General features: G+C 58.7%; 19 protein-coding genes, 1 tRNA gene and 2 pseudogenes. 8 read left to right on the top strand and 14 right to left on the bottom strand.

All coding sequences use genetic code 11. From position 1 onward, the window contains the following. Positions 1-63 precede the first annotated feature (63 nt). The 5 genes and pseudogenes from iscU to trmJ all read right to left on the bottom strand — a co-directional run bounded on the left by iscU (position 64) and on the right by trmJ (position 3983). Positions 64-450, bottom strand: a complete 387-nt coding sequence (gene iscU, locus ACW55A_RS02020; RefSeq protein WP_002552476.1) for a Fe-S cluster assembly scaffold IscU — start codon at positions 448-450, stop codon at positions 64-66. A gap of 82 nt (positions 451-532) precedes the next feature. Then, positions 533-1747, bottom strand: a complete 1215-nt coding sequence (locus ACW55A_RS02015) for an IscS subfamily cysteine desulfurase (protein ID WP_498810442.1) — start codon at positions 1745-1747, stop codon at positions 533-535. A gap of 44 nt (positions 1748-1791) precedes the next feature. After that, on the bottom strand, positions 1792-2283 hold the full coding sequence (gene iscR, locus ACW55A_RS02010) for a Fe-S cluster assembly transcriptional regulator IscR (protein WP_002552474.1): 492 nt from the start codon (positions 2281-2283) through the stop codon (positions 1792-1794). Between the two features lie 435 nt (positions 2284-2718). Continuing rightward, positions 2719-3219, bottom strand: a pseudogene (cysE, locus tag ACW55A_RS02005) (serine O-acetyltransferase); the annotation flags it as partial. Further along, positions 3219-3983, bottom strand: a complete 765-nt coding sequence (gene trmJ, locus ACW55A_RS02000; protein ID WP_455807830.1) for a tRNA (cytosine(32)/uridine(32)-2'-O)-methyltransferase TrmJ — start codon at positions 3981-3983, stop codon at positions 3219-3221. The pseudogene cysE and the gene trmJ, both read right to left, overlap by 1 nt. A 215-nt stretch (positions 3984-4198) precedes the next feature. On the opposite strand from trmJ, the gene suhB reads away from it, so the two are divergent. Beyond that, entirely contained in the window at positions 4199-5014 is an 816-nt protein-coding gene (suhB, locus tag ACW55A_RS01995; protein WP_003314166.1) for a type III secretion system regulator SuhB, read from the top strand. 66 nt (positions 5015-5080) lie between these two features. Here suhB and ACW55A_RS01990 read toward each other — a convergent pair whose 3' ends face one another. From ACW55A_RS01990 to queA, 6 genes are all read right to left on the bottom strand, one after another. Continuing rightward, positions 5081-5620, bottom strand: a complete 540-nt coding sequence (locus ACW55A_RS01990; RefSeq protein ID WP_002552471.1) for a glycine zipper 2TM domain-containing protein — start codon at positions 5618-5620, stop codon at positions 5081-5083. Positions 5621-5728: 108 nt separating this feature from the next. After that, a complete protein-coding gene (gene secF, locus ACW55A_RS01985) occupies positions 5729-6640 on the bottom strand; it encodes a protein translocase subunit SecF (protein ID WP_003433459.1) in 912 nt (303 codons plus the stop codon). Between the two features lie 9 nt (positions 6641-6649). Then, a complete protein-coding gene (secD, locus tag ACW55A_RS01980; RefSeq protein ID WP_003433461.1) occupies positions 6650-8518 on the bottom strand; it encodes a protein translocase subunit SecD in 1869 nt (622 codons plus the stop codon). Positions 8519-8581: 63 nt separating this feature from the next. Next, entirely contained in the window at positions 8582-8917 is a 336-nt protein-coding gene (gene yajC, locus ACW55A_RS01975; RefSeq protein ID WP_002552468.1) for a preprotein translocase subunit YajC, read from the bottom strand. Positions 8918-8970: 53 nt separating this feature from the next. After that, positions 8971-10104, bottom strand: coding sequence for a tRNA guanosine(34) transglycosylase Tgt (gene tgt / locus ACW55A_RS01970; RefSeq protein ID WP_003409100.1), 1134 nt, complete (start codon positions 10102-10104; stop codon positions 8971-8973). Further along, the gene (gene queA / locus ACW55A_RS01965) at positions 10101-11165 is read right to left on the bottom strand and encodes a tRNA preQ1(34) S-adenosylmethionine ribosyltransferase-isomerase QueA (RefSeq protein WP_002552466.1); all 1065 of its coding nucleotides are present in this window, start codon (positions 11163-11165) and stop codon (positions 10101-10103) included. Before queA ends, tgt begins: the two co-directional genes overlap by 4 nt. Positions 11166-11282: 117 nt before the next feature. Between queA and ACW55A_RS01960 the strand changes: the two genes are divergently transcribed. From ACW55A_RS01960 to ACW55A_RS01950, 3 genes are all read left to right on the top strand, one after another. Next, positions 11283-11367 (top strand) — tRNA-Leu (locus ACW55A_RS01960). A 320-nt stretch (positions 11368-11687) separates the two neighbouring features. Next, positions 11688-12071: a type III secretion system chaperone gene (locus ACW55A_RS01955; RefSeq protein ID WP_455807831.1), complete on the top strand. Its 384-nt coding sequence runs from the start codon at positions 11688-11690 to the stop codon at positions 12069-12071. A gap of 59 nt (positions 12072-12130) precedes the next feature. Next, a complete protein-coding gene (locus tag ACW55A_RS01950) occupies positions 12131-13258 on the top strand; it encodes a T3SS effector HopA1 family protein (protein ID WP_003365117.1) in 1128 nt (375 codons plus the stop codon). A 147-nt stretch (positions 13259-13405) separates the two neighbouring features. Here the strand turns inward: ACW55A_RS01950 and ACW55A_RS01945 are convergent. From ACW55A_RS01945 to hrpL, 3 genes and pseudogenes are all read right to left on the bottom strand, one after another. Next, positions 13406-13614, bottom strand: a pseudogene (locus tag ACW55A_RS01945) (hypothetical protein); the annotation flags it as partial. 259 nt (positions 13615-13873) lie between these two features. Continuing rightward, on the bottom strand, positions 13874-16177 hold the full coding sequence (locus ACW55A_RS01940; protein ID WP_455807832.1) for a type III effector HrpK domain-containing protein: 2304 nt from the start codon (positions 16175-16177) through the stop codon (positions 13874-13876). Between the two features lie 73 nt (positions 16178-16250). Next, positions 16251-16805, bottom strand: a complete 555-nt coding sequence (gene hrpL / locus ACW55A_RS01935) for an RNA polymerase sigma factor HrpL (protein WP_003365122.1) — start codon at positions 16803-16805, stop codon at positions 16251-16253. 242 nt (positions 16806-17047) lie between these two features. Between hrpL and sctW the strand changes: the two genes are divergently transcribed. From sctW to hrcN, 4 genes are read left to right on the top strand one after another with little or no spacing between them, the layout of a single operon-like run. Continuing rightward, entirely contained in the window at positions 17048-18154 is a 1107-nt protein-coding gene (gene sctW / locus ACW55A_RS01930; RefSeq protein WP_003365124.1) for a type III secretion system gatekeeper subunit SctW, read from the top strand. Next, positions 18154-20241, top strand: a complete 2088-nt coding sequence (gene sctV, locus ACW55A_RS01925) for a type III secretion system export apparatus subunit SctV (RefSeq protein ID WP_498810433.1) — start codon at positions 18154-18156, stop codon at positions 20239-20241. Before sctW ends, sctV begins: the two co-directional genes overlap by 1 nt. A gap of 33 nt (positions 20242-20274) precedes the next feature. After that, positions 20275-21249: a type III secretion system inner membrane ring subunit SctD gene (gene sctD, locus ACW55A_RS01920; protein WP_003365128.1), complete on the top strand. Its 975-nt coding sequence runs from the start codon at positions 20275-20277 to the stop codon at positions 21247-21249. Then, on the top strand, positions 21246-22595 hold the full coding sequence (hrcN, locus tag ACW55A_RS01915; protein WP_003365129.1) for a type III secretion system ATPase HrcN: 1350 nt from the start codon (positions 21246-21248) through the stop codon (positions 22593-22595). The genes sctD and hrcN overlap by 4 nt, the downstream gene beginning before the upstream one ends. Positions 22596-22597 lie beyond the last annotated feature (2 nt).

Below are 22597 nucleotides of genomic sequence, written 5' to 3'. Positions count from 1 at the left end.
CTTAGCCTGTTGCATTAGCCTGTTGCAGTTGACTCTGTCGCAAGCTTCTCTTGAAAAGCCTGCTTACAGCAGACCTTTCTTTTGCTTGTAATCGCGAACGGCCGCCTTGATGGCGTCTTCAGCGAGTACCGAGCAGTGAATCTTCACTGGCGGCAGTGCCAGCTCTTCAGCCAACTGAGTGTTCTTGATGGTCTCTGCTTCATCCAGAGTCTTGCCTTTCATCCACTCGGTCGCCAGGGAGCTGGACGCAATGGCCGAACCACAGCCGTAGGTCTTGAACTTGGCGTCTTCGATAACGCCCTGCTCGTTGACCTTGATCTGCAGGCGCATCACGTCGCCGCACGCAGGAGCGCCGACCATGCCGGTGCCAACATCAGGATCTTCCGCGTTCATCTTGCCGACGTTACGTGGATTTTCGTAGTGGTCGATGACCTTTTCGCTGTAAGCCATGATTCTATTCCTCTCACATCAGGGAGCCGCTCTGCAGGTCACGTCGCAATTGCCCATGACCTGTCTTGGAGGCGACTTTAAATTAGTGCGCCGCCCACTCGATCTTGGAGATGTCGACGCCGTCTTTGAACATGTCCCACAGCGGCGAAAGCGTGCGCAGCCGGGTGACAGCCTCGCAAACTTTCTGCGCGGCGTAATCGATTTCTTCTTCGGTGCTGAAACGGCCGAAGGTGAAACGAATCGAGCTGTGCGCCAGTTCGTCGTTGCGACCCAGGGCACGCAGCACGTACGAAGGCTCAAGCGAGGCCGAGGTACAGGCCGAACCGGACGATACCGCCAGATCCTTGAGCGCCATGATCAGCGACTCGCCTTCGACATAGTTGAAGCTCAGGTTCAGGTTGTGCGGTACGCGTGCGGTCAGGCTGCCGTTGACGTACAGCTCTTCCAGGTTTTCGACCTGCTTGAAGAAACGATCGCTGAGGGCCTTGATGCGCACGTTTTCAGCAGCCATTTCTTCCTTGGCGATACGGAATGCTTCGCCCATGCCGACGATCTGGTGAGTCGCCAGGGTGCCGGAACGCATGCCACGCTCGTGACCGCCGCCGTGCATGGTCGCTTCAAGGCGAACACGTGGCTTGCGGCTGACGTAGAGTGCGCCGATGCCTTTGGGGCCGTAGGTTTTGTGTGCAGAGAATGACATCAGGTCAACCTTGAGGCTGGCCAGATCGATTTCAACCTTGCCGGTCGACTGCGCGCCATCGACGTGGAACAGCACACCACGTGAGCGGGTCAGCTCACCGATCGCGGCGATATCGTTGATGGTGCCGATCTCGTTGTTCACATGCATGATCGAAACCAGGATGGTGTCGTCCCGCAGTGCCGCTTCAATCATGGCAGGCGTGATCAGACCGTCTTCGCCTGGCTCGATGTAGGTCATTTCGAAACCTTCGCGTTCCAGCTGGCGAGTGGTGTCGAGGACAGCCTTGTGCTCAACCTTCGACGTGATCAGGTGCTTGCCTTTGCTGGCGTAGAAATGCGCAACACCTTTAATAGCCAGGTTGTTGGATTCAGTGGCACCCGAAGTCCAGACGATTTCGCGCGGATCGGCGTTGACCAGATCAGCGACCTGACGACGAGCGTTCTCGACCGCTTCTTCGGCTTTCCAGCCAAAGACGTGGGAGCGCGAGGCCGGGTTGCCGAAGTTTCCTTCGACGGTCAGGCAATCGATCATTTTCTGCGCGACACGCGGATCGACCGGGGTCGTCGCAGAGTAGTCGAGGTAAATTGGCAATTTCATTGAAGCTCTCCTATCAGGCAGGCGCACCGCTCATTCATCTGCGTTCATTCGACGGCGGACGTTTCGATCTTACCCAGTTGCGACATGTGATTATGACCACGGCGCATATCCTGGCGCTGAGCGACTTCTTGTACCTCACGGCGAGTGACAAGATCCGCCAAGCTGATACCGCTTAGAAATTCGTGAATCTGCTGGCTCAGGTCGCACCACAGGTGGTGGGTCAGGCAGGTATCGCCAGCATGGCAATCGCCCAGACCCTGACACCGCGTGGCATCGACAGATTCATTGACTGCATCGACAACCTGAGCAACCTGGATGCCTTTCATGTCGCGCGACAGCTGGTAACCACCACCCGGACCACGAACACTGGAAACCAGATTGCCGCGACGCAGCTTGGCGAACAGCTGCTCGAGGTAGGACAGGGAAATACCCTGCCGCTCGGAGATGTCGGCCAGAGACACTGGCCCGTTCTGCGCGTGCAACGCCAGGTCAAGCATGGCTGTTACAGCGTATCGGCCTTTAGTAGTCAGTCGCATGGCGTATACCGCAGAGGTTCGGAATGAGAGCGAGTATGCTATTCCCGAGTAAAAGAGTCAACTATTAGACCAAGTAAAACAGTCGGGATTAGCGAAAAGCGCGGGCTGCATCATAGCAAAGGTGCGGCGTAATGGCACGCACCCTGCCCACCGTGAGCGCTAGCCGACCTTGCCTTCCTGGCAGTCCTTGACGCAGTCGAAAACTTCGTCACGCAGCTCCGGCAGCTCCTTGGCGCGGTAATCGCTGCCAAGCCTGCCGAGTGCATCGCACATGCCTTCCAGGCGCCCATCGACAGCCTGCAAATGGTCAAGCAACTGGCCAATGGCGCGCGCGACCGGATCGGGCATATCTGCACTGACACCGTAGGCATCGAAGCCGAGCTTCTCGGCCATGGCCTTGCGCCTGGCCTCAACCTCATCGTCCGACTTGACGATGATGCGCCCCGGAATACCCACGGCAGTCGCGCCCGCTGGCACAGCCTTGGTGACCACTGCGTTGGAGCCGATCTTGGCGCCGGCGCCCACCGTGAACGGCCCGAGCACCTTGGCACCCGCCCCGACCACTACACCGTCTTCCAGCGTCGGATGGCGCTTGCCGGCATTCCAGCTGGTGCCACCCAGGGTCACGCCCTGGTAGAGGGTGACGTCATTGCCGATCTCGGCGGTTTCGCCGATCACGATGCCCATGCCGTGATCGATGAAAAAACGGCGGCCGATGCGCGCGCCCGGATGGATCTCGATTCCGGTCATCCAGCGGCCAAAGTTCGAGACCACCCGTGCCGGCCATTTCCAGCCGTTGCGCCACAGAATATGGGCGAAGCGGTGCAGCCAGATCGCGTGCATCCCCGGATAGCAGGTCAGGACTTCAAAGGCGTTGCGCGCTGCGGGATCGCGGTGGAACACGCTTTGAATGTCTTCTCGCAGACGCTCGAACATCACTGATCCTTTCGCTTGTAGGGTTCACCGCGCGCGGCTTTCTGGGTTTCAGTGAGCACACCGCGCAGGATACTCAGCTCGGATCGCTCGACTTCGCTACGCCCGTACAGCCTGCGCAACCGGGCCATCAGATGCCGTGGCTTTTCCGGATCAAGAAAGCCGATGGCCACCAGCGTGGCCTCGAGGTGGGTGTAGAAACCTTCCATTTCATCCATGGTCGCCAGTTCAGCACTGTGCGCCGACGCCGGCCTTGAAGTCTCGCCCTGCTCCGCGGCAGTCAGCCAGGCCACGCGCACCTCATAACTGAGCACCTGTACGGCAGCCGCCAGATTGAGAGAGCTGAACGCGGGGTCAGACGGGATGTGCACATGGAAGTGGCAACGCTGCAGCTCTTCGTTGGTCAGGCCCGCATGTTCGCGACCGAACACCAGCGCCACCTTGGCACCGTCGCCGGCCTGTTCGATGACTTTTTCACCCGAGGCACGCGGATCCAGCATAGGCCAAGGCAGGCTTCGATCCCGCGCGCTGGTGCCCAGCACCAGACGGCAGCCGACCAGCGCTTCTTCAAGGGTCGCCACCACCTGCGCGCCCTCGAGAATGTCGGTAGCGCCGGACGCACGCGCATCGGCATCGGGCGAAGGAAAAATGCGCGGATCGACCAGCACCAGACGCGAAAGCCCCATGTTTTTCATGGCGCGAGCAGCCCCGCCGATATTTCCGGGATGGGTAGTGCCGACCAGGACAACACGAATGTTCTGCAACAAAGCGAACGCTCACTGATACGAATTAGGGGGGCAAATCTTACAGAAACGGCTCGACTAACGCCATGAAGCTGTGAGAGCTGCAACAGCATGAGCGACCGCGCCGGACGCAAAAAAACACACACGAACCCGACAACCGTAACAACGCAAGGCTGGAAATAATTCGAATCAGCCCATAGAATGCCCGGCTCTCTTTAACAACCTTAGGTGAATTATCCATGCAGCCCATGCTGAATATCGCGCTGCGCGCCGCCCGCAGCGCCAGCGAATTGATTTTCCGCTCCATCGAGCGCCTGGATACCATCAAGGTTGACGAAAAAGAAGCCAAAGACTACGTCACAGAGATCGACCGCGCTGCCGAGCAAAGCATCATCACCGCTCTGCGCAAGGCCTACCCGACTCACGGCATCCTCGGCGAAGAAAGCGGCCTGCACGAAGGCAGCGGCGAAGGCACCGACTACCTGTGGATCATCGACCCACTGGACGGCACCACCAACTTCGTTCGCGGCATCCCGCACTTTGCCGTCAGCATCGCCTGCAAATACCGCGGCCGCCTCGAGCACGCCGTGGTTCTCGACCCGGTCCGCCAGGAAGAATTCACCGCAAGCCGTGGTCGTGGCGCAGCCCTGAATGGTCGCCGTCTGCGCGTCAGCCAGCGCAAGAGCCTGGAAGGCGCCCTGCTCGGCACCGGCTTCCCGTTTCGTGACAACCAGATGGACAACATCGAGAACTACCTGGGCATGTTCCGTAGCCTGGTAGGCCAGACCGCCGGCATCCGCCGCGCAGGTGCTGCCAGCCTCGACCTGGCTTATGTCGCTGCCGGTCGCTTCGATGCGTTCTGGGAGTCGGGCCTGTCCGAGTGGGACATGGCCGCAGGCGCCCTGCTGATTCAGGAAGCAGGCGGTCTGGTCAGCGATTTCACCGGTGGTCACGACTTCCTCGAGAAAGGCCACATCGTTGCCGGCAACACCAAGTGCTTCAAGGCGGTACTGACCGCGATCGCACCGCACCTGCCAGCTTCGCTCAAGCGTTAAGCGGCAGGCATAAAAAAACCGGCGCAAGCCGGTTTTTTTATGTCTTGTGAAGCTCAGCGGCTGGCGTTACTGCGCCTGACCCAATATCAGCTGACCGTTCTTGTCGACCGGAATCTGGCTACCCGGATCACGCTCCATACGAACCTGACCCACCTTCTCGTTCAGCTTGTACTTGACGTTGTAGCCCACAACCTTGTCGCTCACATCATTGACCGTCGTGCAGCGGTTCTGCGTAGTGGTGTAGGTATCACGCTCCTGCATGCCTTCCTGAACCTTGTTACCAGCATAACCACCACCTACCGCGCCCGCGACTGTAGCGATCTTCTTGCCGTTACCGCCACCGATCTGGTTACCCAGCAAGCCACCGGCAACCGCGCCAATAACGCTACCAACGATCTGATGCTGGTCCTTGACCGGCGCCTGACGGGTAACGGTTACGTCCTTGCAAACTTCACGGGGGGTTTTGATCTGCTGATTGATCGGCTCTACCGCCAATACATCCGCATACTCAGGACCACCCTTGACCAAGCTATAGGTGGCAACGGCGCCGCCAGCAGTCACGACAGCAGCACCTAACACAGCACCAACAAGCATAGACTTGTTCACTTGAACCTCCTGACCAATCGAAACGCAGCATGGCTGCGCAATGCCTAGCCTTGGAGCATAAAAAAAGGCGCGAGTTCAGCACTCGCGCCTTTTTTATGATGGCCGGACCTACGGGAGGTCGTCAGCCTTCTCGACGACCACTGGAGGAATGAGATCCTCGGTGGTCAGGTTCAGCCAGATCAGCACCACGTTGGCGATGTAGATGGACGAGTAGGTACCCGCCAGTACGCCGATAAACAACGCGATGGAGAAGCCTTCCAGGCTGTCACCGCCAAACACCCACAATGCCACGATCGCCAACAGGGTCGAAACCGAGGTGGCAATGGTGCGCAGCAGTGTCTGCGTGGTGGAGATGTTGATATTCTCGATCAACGAAGCCTTGCGCAGCAGGCGGAAGTTTTCGCGTACCCGGTCGAAGACCACAATGGTGTCGTTCAGCGAGTAGCCGATGATCGCCAGCACCGCCGCCAGCACCGTCAGGTCGAAGGTGATCTGGAAGAACGACAGGATCCCCATCGTCACCACCACGTCGTGAATCAGCGAGACGATCGCCCCGACTGCGAATTTCCACTGGAAGCGGAATGCCAGGTAGATCAGAACACCGCCCAGCGCCATCAACATGCCGAGGCCGCCCTGATCGCGCAGCTCTTCACCGACCTGCGGGCCGACGAACTCGACACGCTTGACCACTGCCGGGTTATCGGCACCGGCCTTGCGCAGCGCCTCGGCGACCTGGGTGCCCAGTTGCGGGTCTTCACCCGGCATGCGCACCAGCAAGTCGGTGGTGGCGCCGAAGCTCTGTACAACGGCTTCGTGATAGCCCGCCGAAACCAGCTCCTGACGAACCTTGCCCAGGTCGGCGGGACGTTCGTAGGTCAGCTCGATGAGCGTACCGCCGGTGAAGTCCAGACCAAAGTTGAGCCCTTTATGGAACCAGCTGAACAACGCCAGTACGGTAAGGAGCATTGTGATGGCGAACGCAACATTGCGAACGCCCATGAAGTTGATGGTACGTAACATGGCAGCCCCTTAAATCCACAACTTCTTGAAGTCACGACCGCCGTAGATCAGGTTGACCATAGCGCGGGTCACCATGATGGCCGTGAACATCGAGGTAAAGATCCCGAGCGACATGGTCACCGCAAACCCCTTGACCGGGCCGGTGCCCATCGCAAAGAGAATGCCGCCGACCAGCAGCGTCGTCAGGTTGGCGTCGAGGATCGCCGTGTAGGCACGATCGAAACCTTCGTTGATAGCACGCTGAACCGTCATGCCGTTGGCGATCTCTTCACGAATCCGCGAGAAGATCAGCACGTTGGCGTCCACCGCCATACCCATGGTCAACACGATACCGGCGATACCCGGCAGGGTCAGTGTGGCACCCAGCAAGGACATCAATGCCAGCAGCATGACCATGTTGAGGGCCAGTGCCACGGTCGCGATCAGACCGAAGAAGCGGTAGATCGCCATGATGAACAGCGAGACGAACAGCATGCCCCACAGGGAAGCGTCGATACCCTTGGTGATGTTGTCGGCACCCAGGCTAGGACCGATGGTGCGCTCTTCAGCGAAGTACATCGGTGCCGCCAGACCACCGGCACGCAACAGCAGCGCCAGCTCGGAAGACTCACCCTGACCATTCAGACCGGTAATCCGGAACTGGCTGCCCAGTGGCGACTGAATGGTCGCCAGACTGATGATTTTCTTGTCTTCCTTGAAAGTCTGCACCGGCACGTCTTTCTCGACGCCATCGACCATCTGTTTGGTGTAGGTGGTGGTCGGACGCTGCTCGATGAAGATCACCGCCATGCTGCGCCCCACATTGCTGCGGGTTGCACGGCTCATCAGTTCGCCGCCGTGACCATCGAGGTTGATGTTCACCTGTGGACGACCATGCTCGTCGAAGCTGGCCTTGGCGTCAGTCACCTGATCACCGGTAATGATCAGACCACGCTCCACCGCCGCTGCCGGACGACCGCCTTCGCGGAATTCGAACATCTCGGTGGTGCCTTTCGAATCATCCGGGCCTGCACCCAGACGGAATTCGAGGTTGGCGGTCTTGCCCAGAATACGCTTGGCCTCGGCCGTGTCCTGCACACCCGGCAGCTCGACCACGATGCGGTTGGCACCTTGGCGCTGAACCAGCGGCTCGGCAACACCCAGCTCGTTGACCCGGTTACGCACGGTGGTCAGGTTCTGCTTGATCGAGTATTCGCGAATCTCGGCCAGCTTGGCAGGCGTCAACGCCATGCGCAGTACCGGGATACCGTTCAGCTCGGCAGGCGTGATTTCGAAATCGGTAAAGGTCTTGCGTACCAGTGCACGCGCCTGCTCACGCTCTGCGTCGTCGGTGAAGCCCAGCTGAATCACATTGCCCAGCTGCGGCAGGCTGCGATAACGCACCTTTTCCTTGCGCAACAGGGATTTGACTTCGCCTTCGTAGACTTTCAGACGTGCATCGATGGCCTTGTCCATGTCGACCTCCAGCAGGAAGTGCACACCGCCGGACAGGTCGAGACCAAGCTTCATCGGGCTTGCACCCAGGTGACGCAACCAGGTCGGTGTGGTACGCGCCAGGTTCAGTGCAACGACATAGTCGTCACCCAACGCCTTGCGCACGACATCCTTGGCTGGCAACTGATCTTCCTGCTTGCTCAGACGCAACAAACCGCCCTTGCCATTCTCGGCCAGAGAAGAAGCCTTGACCGAGATGCCGGCATCGGCAAGCGCCTTGGCTGCACGATCCACGTCCGCCTGATTGACTTGCAACGCAGTGCTTGCGCCGCTGATCTGGATGGCAGAATCATCAGGGTAGAGATTGGGTGCGGAATAAATAAAACCGACCACCAGCACCGCCAGGATCAGTACGTATTTCCACAGAGGGTATTTGTTCAGCATCACGCCGCCCGCTTAAAACGCGGGGCGCCTTGCGCGCCCCGTCGATGGGTAAAAAGTTGTTGCTCAGATCGCTTTCAGGGTGCCTTTAGGCAGAGTGGCCGCGATGGCGCCCTTCTGGATTTTTAGCTCAACGGTGTCAGACACTTCGATGACCACGAAGTCATCGGTCACTTTGTTGATCTTGCCCGCGATACCGCCACTGGTGACAACTTCGTCGCCTTTCTGCAGGTTGCCCAGCAGGTTTTTCTGCTCTTTGGCGCGCTTGGCCTGTGGACGCCAGATCATCAGATAGAAGATGACCAGGAAGCCGACCAGGAAGATCCACTCGAAACCACTGCCCGCAGGACCGGCAGCCGGTGCAGCAGCATCCGCAAAAGCGGGAGAGATGAAAAAGCTCATTTGTCGCTCCAGTTACATAATTAGTATAAAAAGCAGGAAAAACTCGTTCTGTTTCAACCCAGAGGCGGCGTTGGAAGACCGCGTTTGGCATAGAAGGCATCGACGAAGGCGGCCAATGTACCCTGTTGAATAGCCTCGCGCAAACCAGCCATAAGCAGCTGGTAGTGCCGCAAATTATGGATTGTATTGAGCATGCTCCCCAGCATTTCCCCGCACTTGTCCAGGTGATGCAGATAAGCGCGCGAGAAGTTCTTGCAGGTGTAGCAATCGCAGGTCGGGTCCAGCGGCGAATTGTCGTGGCGATGGAACGCGTTACGGATTTTCAATACACCGGTATCGGTGAACAGATGGCCGTTGCGGGCGTTGCGGGTGGGCATCACGCAGTCGAACATGTCGACGCCACGGCGCACACCTTCGACCAGATCTTCCGGCTTGCCTACACCCATCAGGTAACGAGGTTTGTCTGCCGGCATGAGGCCTGGCAGGTAGTCCAGCACCTTGATCATCTCGTGTTTGGGTTCGCCCACCGACAGACCGCCGATCGCCAGACCGTCAAAGCCGATCTCGTCCAGGCCTTCCAGCGAGCGCTTGCGCAGGTTCTCGTGCATGCCGCCCTGAACGATGCCGAACAACGCGGCAGTGTTTTCGCCGTGGGCGATCTTGGAACGCTTGGCCCAGCGCAGCGACAGTTCCATGGAGACCCGCGCCACATCTTCGTCGGCCGGGTACGGCGTGCATTCATCGAAGATCATCACAACGTCCGAACCCAGATCACGCTGGACCTGCATCGACTCTTCCGGCCCCATGAACACCTTGGCACCATCGACCGGCGAGGCGAAGGTCACGCCCTCTTCCTTGATCTTGCGCATGGCGCCCAGGCTGAACACCTGAAAACCGCCGGAGTCGGTCAGAATCGGCCCCTTCCACTGCATGAAATCGTGCAGGTCGCCGTGGCCCTTGATGACTTCGGTGCCGGGACGCAGCCACAGGTGAAACGTGTTGCCCAGAATCATCTGCGCACCGGTGGCCTCGATATCACGCGGCAGCATGCCCTTGACCGTGCCATAGGTGCCCACCGGCATGAACGCCGGGGTTTCCACCACACCGCGCGGGAAGGTCAGCCGACCGCGACGGGCTTTGCCATCGGTGGCCAACAACTCGAAAGACATACGACAGGTGCGACTCATGCGTGATCCTCTGGTGCCGATTCCTGTGGGGCCGTCGGCGCGGGATTGCGGGTGATGAACATCGCATCACCGTAACTGAAGAAGCGGTAGCCGTGCTCGATGGCCGCAGCATAAGCCGCCATCGTCTCGGGATAACCGGCGAACGCTGAAACCAGCATCAACAGCGTGGATTCAGGCAAATGGAAATTGGTCACCAGGGCATCGACCACGTGAAACGGCCGGCCTGGATAGATGAAGATGTCGGTATCGCCGCTGAACGGCTTCAGTTCGCCGTCACGCGCGGCACTCTCCAGCGAGCGAACACTGGTGGTCCCGACGGCAACCACTCGCCCGCCCCGTGCACGGCACGCGGCCACAGCGTCGACCACGTCCTGGCCAACTTCCAGCCATTCGCTGTGCATGTGGTGATCTTCGATCTGCTCGACGCGCACCGGCTGGAATGTACCCGCGCCAACGTGCAGCGTGACGAACGCAGTCTCGACGCCCTTGGCGGCGATCGCCTCGAGCAGCGGCTGATCGAAATGCAAGCCGGCAGTCGGCGCAGCCACAGCACCCGCACGCTGCGCGTAAACGGTCTGATAGCGCTCGCGATCCGCGCCTTCATCCGGACGGTCTATATAAGGAGGCAACGGCATATGGCCGACACGCTCCAGCAACGGCAGTACTTCTTCGGCGAAGCGCAGCTCGAACAGCGCATCGTGCCGCGCCACCATCTCGGCCTCGCCACCGCCATCGATCAGAATCGACGAGCCAGGTTTGGGCGACTTGCTCGAACGCACATGCGCCAGCACACGATGGCTGTCCAGCACGCGCTCGACCAGAATCTCCAGCTTGCCGCCGGAGGCCTTTTGCCCGAACAGACGTGCGGGAATGACCCGGGTATTGTTGAACACCATCAAATCGCCCGGGCGCAGATGCTCAAGCAAATCGGTGAATTGACGATGTGCCAGCGCGCCCGTCGGCCCATCGAGGGTCAACAGACGACTGCTGCGACGCTCGGCCAGCGGGTGGCGAGCAATCAGGGAATCGGGGAGTTCGAAGGTAAAGTCGGCGACGCGCATGATCGGGTTCGTTTAGCAGGGCCGGGAAGTTTATCCGGTTTGACGGCATTAGTAAAAAACCTGCGTAAATCCCTGTTGACCAACAGAAAACTCATCCTTATACTTCGCCGCCATTGAGCCCTGATGGCGGAATTGGTAGACGCGGCGGATTCAAAATCCGTTTTCGAAAGAAGTGGGAGTTCGATTCTCCCTCGGGGCACCACCTTTAAAAAAGACCTTGAAATTCAAGGTCTTTTTTTTCGTCTGGTGGAAAGTGCCTTGATCCAATCCTCGCTCTTCCGCCTCTTTCTCGGAATAGAGTGCTAAACGTCCAGCAAAGCCTTCCTGCATTAAACATTCGTCGTTACACACATGCCTTCGATGAGCAGTGGCCGAAGACCTCCAAATGCCGGTCCCCTAATCACTTGAACCTTTCGAAACGTAAGCACTGACAGGGCGTCTGCCTGACGTTTCTGTACGCGCATGGAACCTTATCGGGAAAATTTGCCACCCACCCGACAAATCCACAGTGGCGAACCGATTATGAGTAGCCTTTTCTACAAAACGTTGCTTGATGACTTTTCAAGATGCATGGAGATGCCCGCCTTGGCGTTTGACGATAAGGATGCGTGCAACATGATCATCGACAAGGCATTCGCTCTGACGCTGTTGCGCGACGACACGCATCAACGTTTGTTGCTGATTGGTCTGCTTGAGCCACACGAGGATCTACCCTTGCAGCGCCTGTTGGCTGGCGCTCTCAACCCCCTTGTGAATGCCGGCCCCGGCATTGGCTGGGATGAGCAAAGCGGCCTGTACCACGCTTACCAAAGCATCCCGCGGGAAAAAGTCAGCGTGGAGATGCTGAAGCTCGAAATTGCAGGATTGGTCGAATGGATGAAGTGTTGGCGAGAAGCCCGCACGTGACCGCGCTTTCAATCTTCCGACGTATTTCAACTACTCTTGCTTAGCGTAAGGAGCTTTTAGTGAACCCTATCCATGCACGCTTCTCCAGCGTAGAAGCGCTCAGACATTCAAACGTTGATATTCAGGCAATCAAATCCGAGGGTCAGTTGGAAGTCAACGGCAAGCGTTACGAGATTCGTGCGGCCGCTGACGGCTCAATCGCGGTCCTCAGACCCGATCAACAGTCCAAAGCAGACAAGTTCTTCAAAGGCGCAGCGCATCTTATTGGCGGACAAAGCCAGCGTGCCCAAATAGCCCAGGTACTCAACGAGAAAGCGGCGGCAGTTCCACGCCTGGACAGAATGTTGGGCAGACGCTTCGATCTGGAGAAGGGCGGAAGTAGCGCTGTGGGCGCCGCAATCAAGGCTGCCGACAGCCGACTGACATCAAAACAGACATTTGCCAGCTTCCAGCAATGGGCTGAAAAAGCTGAGGCGCTCGGGCGCGATACCGAAATCGGTATCTACATGATCTACAAGAGGGACACGCCAGACACAACGCCTATGAATGCGGCAGAGCAAGAACATTACCTGGAAACGCTACAGGCTCTCGATAACAAGAAAAACCTTATCATACGCCCGCAGATCCATGATGATCGGGAAGAGGAAGAGCTTGATCTGGGCCGATACATCGCTGAAGACAGAAATGCCAGAACCGGCTTTTTTAGAATGGTTCCTAAAGACCAACGCGCACCTGAGACAAACTCGGGACGACTTACCATTGGTGTAGAACCTAAATATGGAGCGCAGTTGGCCCTCGCAATGGCAACCCTGATGGACAAGCACAAATCTGTGACACAAGGTAAAGTCGTCGGTCCGGCAAAATATGGCCAGCAAACTGACTCTGCCATTCTTTACATAAATGGTGATCTTGCAAAAGCAGTAAAACTGGGCGAAAAGCTGAAAAAGCTGAGCGGTATCCCTCCTGAAGGATTCGTCGAACATACACCGCTAAGCATGCAGTCGACGGGTCTCGGTCTTTCTTATGCCGAGTCGGTTGAAGGGCAGCCTTCCAGCCACGGACAGGCGAGAACACACGTTATCATGGATGCCTTGAAAGGCCAGGGCCCCATGGAGAACAGACTCAAAATGGCGCTGGCAGAAAGAGGCTATGACCCGGAAAATCCGGCGCTCAGGGCGCGAAACTGAAATCGGGGCTAAATAGCTGACACACTCACTGCCCTTATGACCTGTGTGGTCCTGAGATAGATTTATACCTGTTTCACACTTAAAACGCTCGATGCACCGCATCGGGCGTTTTCTATTTCAGGGGTGTTTAGCAGTTCATTAAAAGCCGGAACAGTACTGAGCGCCGCAGCCTGAATGCTGAATCAGCATCTGATCGGTTTTTTGCTCTCCAACCGCTTTCTCCGGAGCCTTTATCACCGACTGGGTAGAGGGCTATGAGTGGTCTTGTGATAAGCCCGTTGGCGAGGAACCTGCTCGCGCGCATCACGAATGAGGATAAACAGACGGTCTCTGCCTACGCACGACAACGCAGGAGCAATCAATATGAAAAAGCCCGCTCACCGCGGGCTTTTGAATTATTTTTGAGTAGGTGCCTGATGGGTCCGAACGCGACACTGGATAAACTTGCCAACCGCTGCCTATGGGCAACGTGTTCCTCGACCTCGGCATCAACATGCCAATACTTTCCTGGCAAGTAAAAAACCCTAGGATTGAAGACGGGCGGAACAACACAAGCACCTCATACACAGCACAAGAGGAAGAGGCTTGAAAAAGAGTTCAACCTCTTCCCTGCTATCAATGCGCCCTGTCAATCCCGAACTGATCCAGCACCGGGTCAACGTTATGATCAAACGCCTTCTGTGCCTTGTGCTTTTTGACTGCGTCGATAATCGCCGAAATACCAAAACCCAGAGCCATGGCGCCGTCGATGGCCCAGCCGATCACCGGGATTGCAGCGCCCAGCGCTGCGCCTGCGGCAAGTCCTGTGGCTTCACCGGCAACCAGACCGACAGCGCGGCCGATCATCTGCCCGCCCAGACGACCAAGGCCGGCAGACGCCTCGCGACCCATCATTTTCGCGCCGGTGTCTATGCCGCCCTTGATTGCCTCCGCACCCAACCTGGAGCTGTCGATGATGCTCTGAGCCGCGCCCAGCTTGTCGCCGCTGGCGAGCCTGTCAGACACTGACGCGAAGCCCATGACCGAATTGAATGCCTTGCCCCCGATACCTTGCTCGGCGAGCTGCTCTGCCAGCGAAGGGCCACCCTCTTCATCGGTCTTGCCCTCCAGCAACTTGCGGCCTTTTTTGGAGTTCTGCAGTTCGGACAAGGTGCTGGCCGTGTAGCTCTCACGCTCACCATTAACGAAATCAGCGGGCAGCACGCTTTCATACGCCGCTTTCTGGTTATCTGCGGTTTGCAGAGACTCACCGGCGTCAGACTTTTTCTGGCCAAGTTGTTTCAGAGCGCCCCCCTCGCTGAAGTTGCGAACGTAGGAATCGGCAATCTTCGTTTGCACTTCATCAGGCTGGTTGTTGAATACTTGCTGGGCAGTGGGCACCTGGGCATCGGGAAACAGGTCTTCTTGAAGCTGCAGTTGAGCCGACAGGCCGGTGATGGCGCCGCTGTAATCGGGGTCGGGGTTGTGTTTGCCGACGGCCTTGTCTGCGGTTGCCAGGTCGGTTTGCAAGGCCTTCCCGCTGTTGACGTTTTGAGCCTGCTCAGTCACGGCCTTCTGCAGCGCCGAATCGCTGCGAACCAGGCTGCGCTCCTGTTCGGGAATGCTTTTGTTGAGGTACTCCTGAACGTCAGGATCGGCTTGCAACTGAGCGATTCGCTCGTTAAGGCCCGCCTCGGTCTTCTCGGTATTGCGCAAACCCCGCCCGGCTATCACGCTCTGCTGAGTCTGCTGCAACTTGATCATCACAGCGGCCTTCTGCGCGCCGGTGTAAGCCTTGGGCTTCTCGAAAACCTGGGCGTTGAGTTTGCTGATATCGATACCGGCTACCGAATTCAACGTCGCGGCGTCGCTGAGCATGCTGGCGAACTGGCCACCATTTTTGGGAGCGCTCTTCCTGATCCACTCGCTCATATTGGACGCATCGAACACCTGGTCGGGACTATGCGCAGCCTTCTTGCGCCCGGTCAGACCGGCTTCATCCACCTGGCTGAGGAAGCCCGCCTGCGACCACATGTTGGACGACTGTTTGAGCGTACCTGACAACCCGGGGTTACTTTTAATCAGCGCTTTCAGACCCTCGGCGCTGACATTGCCATCGACATCGGTCTTGTCCGCCGCCCCGACTGCATGATGAGGGTCGGCAGCCGTGGCCAACGGCATATTGGCGCGCATCACCGCTGCGCTGCGCACCATTTCAAGGGATTGAGGATCGGCGCCGGGGTTGTCTTCCATGTACTTGGCCACGTCCTTGTCGGCATTGTCGGCCGCCTTCTCCATGTTTTTGGCGAACGCCTTGAGGTCTTTGTTGGTGATTTTGCCATCTGCATTACCACCGTCCTTGCCGACGTCGACCGCCGTCTTCAACGCAGGATTGGCATTGATGAACGCCATCGCCTTTTCGGCGTTGGGGCCATTCTCTCTGGCCATCCAGGCTGCGGCGATGGGCCGGTTGAGTTCTTTGGCGGCCTGCTCGCGCTCTTCGGGCGGCAGGTTGGCAACCATCGGTTCCCAGCGCTTGAGCGCCTCGGGCGAAGAGTATTCGGAGTTATCGAGAAACGCTGCATCGGTCGCGCTCGGTGCATTCGCCGGGTTGGAGGCCGCCGTGGGTGACGCGCTCGCGGTTGACGAGACCGACGTCATCGGGGACACCTGATCACTGTCCTGATCGACGCTTGAGGTACTTTCGCTACTGCTGCTGCGAGTCAGCAGACTCATCAGCGATGAGCCGCTTTGCTCGGTTCCCGAAAAGGACGATGGGCTGTCGTTGGCCTGGCCGAACTGTACAAAAGCCTGACCACCACCTGCGCCGCTCTGCGTGAGCGAGGCTTTGGCCAATGGCGTCTCAGCAGCCAGTTCGCCAGAGGTGGGTTGATTCACGATGCTGCCGAGGGCAGGACTGGGAGAACTGGATATACGCATGGTTGCCATCCAAGTGGTGAGGGATGGCAACTGTGTGGTTTTGCGTGCGAGTTGGTTCCAGACAGATAACCACTCAGGCAAACGGGTCTATCTGTTGCTTGAGCTGCACCCGTGCCCGGGACAACCGTGAGCGGACGGTGCCGATCGGGACACCCAGCGTGTTGGCGGTTTCCTGATAATTGCCGTCCATTTCCAGCGAAACTTCCAGGACCTTCTGCATGTTCGTCGGCAAGCAATCGATGGCCTCTATGACACGTGCCAACTGCCGGTGCCCGTCTACCTGATGAGTAATATCGCCGTGCCATTCCAGATCGGTATGGACGTCGTCTTCCCAGCTTTCCTGATAAGGCTGGCGATACATTTTGCGGAAGTGGTTGCGGATCAGATTCAGTGCAATGCCACACAACCAGGTTTGCGGTTTGCTGGCGTGCTGAAACTTGTGCTCATTGCGTAACGCTTCGAGAAACACACACTGCAGGATGTCATCCACATCATCGGCGTTCTTTACCCGCTTCTGAATGAACGCCCTGAGCATCTGGATCTGATCGGCCGTCAATTGACGAATACCAGCGGACGAGGATGGTTTGCGTGGTTCGGTTACATCAAGGATCACAAGATTCGGGAGCATGGGCTTGCCTCATTTGATGGAGTGCAAGCCCTATAGCGATAACCATGCCAGCCAAAAAATATTTATAAGCACATGTTTTATAAAACTATTTTAAAATTTGAAATTCTTTGAAATACATTTTTTTGCGCAACACGGTTTTTGGCTCGGCAGCTTTTGGCACAAACGCACAAGCCTTCGGCACCAGGGAACCGAACCGCGTCAATGACCCACTCAGCGGTCATGACCAGGCCCAGAATCGTCCTATGAAAATCGTCGCCCCGCCTACATTACCCATTCGTCCGGTAGCGCCAATCCGCGCCATCACACCGGCTGCGCGAGCGATTCCCGGCAGCGGGTTGCCTGATGAAAAAGGCACCTCGTCACTGCAGGTCTCGCGCTTCGCCGCAGCGCTGGTGCAGCACAGCCGGATACTGCGTGAGCGAGAGCTGATCGCGAGCAGGAACGCGCTGCAGTCGCGGGCCGTCAAACTGGGCGAGCTTTATCAGTTGCTGATGAGCACCAGCGACACCGGGCTGGATAACGCCGCCAGACTGCTGCGCAAAAAACTGCTGCAGGACAACGACGCCGATCTGGAACAGGTTCTGGAATTCGCTGACGGCGACGCTGCCAAGGCTCACGTGGTGTTGCAGGCAGCGCGCAAACAGGCAGAAGACGATGGGGCTGAAGAAGAATATGCAGCGCTGACCCAGACGCTTAAACATCTGCGCCGCCGATTCGGTCCGCGCGCCCGCGCCGGTATCAATACCGCAAGAGCCTTCGGGCGCCAGAACATCGATAACAAGCGCCGCACTGCCTTGCGCAATCTGTATGGCGTAGCGGTGTCGGGACAACCCAACGTCACGGGTTTGATCGAAGCCCTGATTGGCGAGCAACAGGAACCCGGCGAGTTCGACCTGAACCTGCGCGACATGCGTAGAGCCATCGCCGACGATCTTTCGGCGATTACCCCGTCGGCTTCCCATGAACAACTGCGCACGCTGATGCATGGCCTGACCACCGCGCGCCATGTCACGACGTTGCTGCGCGGTTGCGAACACCTGCTAGGACGCATGCGTAAAAAGAATCCCAAACTGACCGTGGACCCTCCGGCCTTCCTCAAGCACATGCTGACCCTGACAGCCAATGGCATGAACGTGAATCAGACCTTGCAGCTGACCCAGCACATCGGGGGCAACAAACTCGAACACCAGTTGGCGTTTCTCAATGGCCTGCGGCCGATGCTGATGCAACTGCCGATCCTGCTCTGGCGGGACCTGAAAAGCCGCCAGGCCGCGCTGAATAATCTACTCACGCTGATGGCCGAGCTTACGCATAAGGAACAGAAGCAACTATACGAGGGGCTTGCCTGATGAACCGGGTCATCAACTTTCTGAACATGGTCGCGCTGTCGGCCATGCGCCGCTCGGAACTGGTCGGTGCGTTTTTTGTGATCGCCATCGTGTTCATGATGATCACGCCGCTGCCCACCGGGTTGATCGACGTGCTGATCGCCGTGAACATCTGTATTTCCTGCCTGCTGATCATGCTGGCGATGCACCTGCCCAGGCCACTGGCGTTCTCGACCTTCCCTGCCGTGCTGCTGCTGACCACGATGTTTCGTCTGGCCCTGTCGGTTTCCACCACGCGGTTGATTCTGCTCAACCAGGACGCCGGACACATCGTCGAGGCGTTCGGGCAGTTTGTGGTGGGCGGCAATCTGGCGGTGGGTCTGGTGATCTTCCTGATCCTGACGGTGGTCAACTTTCTAGTGATTACCAAAGGCTCGGAACGGGTCGCCGAAGTCGGTGCGCGTTTTACCCTGGACGCGATGCCCGGCAAGCAGATGTCCATCGACAGTGACCTGCGTGCCAACCTGATCACCGTCCACGAGGCCCGCAAACGACGCGCTGAACTGAACAAGGAAAGCCAGTTGTTCGGTGCGATGGATGGCGCCATGAAGTTCGTCAACGGCGATGCGATCGCCAGCCTGATCATCGTTGCCATCAACATGATCGGCGGCATTTCCATCGGCGTGCTGCAACACAACATGGCGGCGGGCGACGCCTTGCAGCTGTATACCGTGCTGACCATCGGTGACGGCCTGATCGCGCAGATTCCTGCGCTGCTGATTTCCGTGACCAGCGGCATGATCATCACCCGCGTGCCCAATACCGAGGCGGGTGTGGAAGCCAACATTGGCCGCGAGATCGCCGAGCAGATCACCAGCCAGCCCAAGGCCTGGATCATCGCCTCGGTGGCCATGCTCGGCTTCGCGGCCCTGCCGGGAATGCCGACCGGTGTTTTCATTACCATCTCGATCATCTGCGGTGCCGGTGGACTGCTGCAGTTGCAACGGGCAAAACCCAAGGCCGATGAGCAACGTACAGCCGCTGTGGCGCCAGAAATGAACGGCAAGGAAGACCTGCGTACCTTTTCGCCCAGCCGCCAGTTTGTGCTGCAATTCCACCCCGGTCAGGACAGCGCACAGATCGAAGCGCTGGTCAGCGAAATACGCAAGCGCCGCAACCGTCTGGTGGTGCAGTACGGCCTGACCCTGCCTTCGTTCATCATCGAGCATGTCGATGACATTGCCCCGGACGAGTTTCGCTTCACCGTCTATGACGTACCGATGCTCAAGGCCACCTTCACGCAGAGCCATGTCGCCGTGGAAGCGCGCCAGCTGGCAGGCGAAAACCTTCCAGCGGCCATCCCGGGCAATACCGACCGCCAGGAAGATCAATGGGTCTGGCTGCCTGCCGAGCAGTCTGGCGATTTGAACCCGGTCAGTTCCACGACGCTGATCATCGAACGCATGGAGCGTGCATTGCAGTCCTGCGCGCCGCAGTTCATCGGCTTGCAGGAAACCAAAGCGATCCTCAGCTGGCTGGAGTCCGAGCAACCGGAACTCGCTCAGGAAATGCAGCGGGTCCTCACCCTGACGCGCTTCTCGGCCGTCCTGCAACGCCTGGCCTCGGAGTGTGTGCCGCTGAGGGCGATCCGCGTCATTGCCGAAACCCTGATCGAGCACTGCCAGCATGAACGCGATACCAATGTGCTGACCGACTATGTGCGCATAGCGCTCAAGTCGCAGATCTACCACCAGTACTGCGGTGCCGAAGGCCTGCAAGTGTGGCTGCTCACGCCGGAAAGCGAGGGGTTGTTGCGCGATGGCCTGCGCCAGACGCAAACCGAAACATTCTTCGCGCTGAGCAACGAGACCAGCCAGATGCTCGTGCAACAGCTGCACATTGCCTTCCCGGTACGAGCTCCCGAACAGGCGGTTCTGCTGGTGGCACAGGATCTGCGCAGCCCTCTGCGTACCTTGTTGAGGGAGGAGTTCTACCATGTACCCGTACTATCTTTTGCGGAAATCAGCAACGCGGCCAAGGTCAAGGTCATGGGTCGATTCGACCTTGAAGACGATCTCGAGCCGCTGGACAACGAGCACGCTGCCTGAGCCTGCAAGGCCTGAATGCACGGAGACTTTCAGATGTTTGAATTACGCGTACTGAATGGCCAGCACCAAGGCGCGGCATTACCGCTGATCGGTGAGCAATGGTCGATTGGCTCTGCCGGGCAACACGATCTGGCGCTGGACGATGCGGGCGTGGAAAGCCTGCATTGCCGCCTGCAACGTGTCGACGACAACTGGACACTGAACGCTGAACAAGGCGCGGTCTGCGACGAACAGGGCAATGCCCGGCCGAGCATCGACCTGACGCTCAATAACGCTTTCATGCTGGGTTCGGTGTGGCTGTGCGTTTCGCCTGCGGGCGATGAGTGGCCCTCGGTGCCCGCCGTGCTTCCCAAACAGCCCGAGGCCGAATCCGGGCCGGCACACAACGATGTGCCGCTGGAGAAGGTCAAGTCCCGCTCGCAATTTCTCAACCGCACCACGGGCATCATCGCCGGGCTGCTGGTGGGCGTCATCGGCAGCGCCTGGAGCCTGACCCGCCCGCCTGCTATTGCGATGGATCAGAGCCCGGCACACCTGGCTGCCGCCACGACAGAGGCCTTGCCCGATACGCCCAAGGCACCAGCCAGGGCTGCAAACCCTGTGACCGACAAACGCATACGCCTGAGCAACGCGGATGCCGTCCGCCATCAGTTGAGCACCATGCTCAGCGACCGCCTGCTGACTGACATCAGCGTGGAAGAGACGCCCGACGGTCTGATCCTCAACGGCGATCTGAAAGAAGAATCGCTGCTGGTCTACCAGCGCATGCTTCAGCGCTTCAAGGCGCTGTATGACTCGCCGGTAACCGTCCTGGACAACGTGGGCAGCAATCGCAACACCCTGCCCTTTGTGGTGGTTCAGATCATGACCGGGCCGCATGCGCACCTGGTGACTGCCGACGGTCGACGTGTTTACGTAGGTGACGAAGTGGATGGCCTGCGCCTCACCCGAATCGATAATCAGCGTCTGCAATTCGACGGTAATCGCCATATCGAGGTGAACTGGTGAATGCAGCACTGAACCTGTGGAAAGACGCACATGCCAAGCGTTTGAGTCAGTATTGCGCGGTGCGCGTCATTGGCCGGGTCAGCGCCGTGCGCGGGATTCTGCTGGAGTGCAGGATTCCATCGGCCAAGGTCGGCGATCTCTGTGAAGTGAGCAAAGCCGATGGCTCGTTGCTGCTGGCCGAAATCGTCGGTTTCACCCAGGAATGCACGCTGCTCAGTGCCTTGGGCCCACCCGACGGTATTCAGGTGGGCGCGCCGATCCGACCGCTGGGCGTGGCACACCGGATCGGCGTCGATGACAGCCTGCTCGGCTGTGTACTGGACGGTTTCGGGCGGCCGCTGATGGGCGATTGCCTCGGCGCGTTCGCCGGCCCCGAAGACCGCCGCACGACTCTGCCGGTGATCGCCGACGCCCTGCCGCCGACCCAGCGACCGCGCATCACCCGGGCCTTGCCCACCGGGATACGCGCCATCGACAGTGCGATTCTGCTCGGTGAGGGACAGCGTGTCGGGCTATTCGCCGGTGCGGGCTGCGGCAAGACCACACTGATGGCCGAACTGGCGCGCAACATGGATTGTGACGTCATCGTTTTTGGCCTGATCGGCGAACGGGGTCGCGAGTTGCGCGAGTTTCTCGATCACGAACTGGACGAAACCCTGCGCCGCCGCTCGGTGCTGGTCTGTGCAACTTCCGATCGCTCCAGTATGGAGCGCGCCCGCGCTGCGTTCACCGCCACCGCCATCGCCGAAGCCTTTCGCGCCCGTGGCCAGAAAGTGCTGTTGCTGCTCGACTCCCTGACCCGCTTCGCCCGCGCGCAACGGGAAATCGGTATTGCATCGGGCGAACCACTGGGGCGCGGCGGTCTTCCGCCCTCGGTGTACACCCTGCTGCCACGGCTGGTGGAGCGCGCCGGGATGAGCGAGAACGGTTCGATCACCGCGCTTTATACGGTGCTGATCGAACAGGACTCGATGAACGATCCGGTCGCCGACGAAGTGCGCTCATTGCTCGACGGACACATCGTACTGTCGCGCAAGCTGGCCGAGCGCGGCCACTACCCGGCTATCGATGTGTCGGCCAGCATCAGCCGGATTCTGAGCAACGTCACCGGTCGTGAACATCAACGGGCGAACAATCGCCTGCGCCAGTTACTGGCCGCCTACAAACAAGTGGAAATGCTCCTGCGCCTGGGTGAATACCAGGCCGGGGCCGACCCGGTCACCGACTGTGCCGTGCAACTGAACGAAGCCATAAACGCGTTCCTGCGCCAGGACCTGCGTGAGCCCGTGCCGTTGCAGGAAACCCTGGACAGGCTACTGCAACTCACCTCTCAACTGCCGGAGTAGCC

Source organism: Plantibacter cousiniae (nom. nud.) (assembly GCF_977070315.1).
Note: the sequence above shows the minus strand (reverse complement) of the source record. Positions and strands in the feature narration are given on the sequence as shown.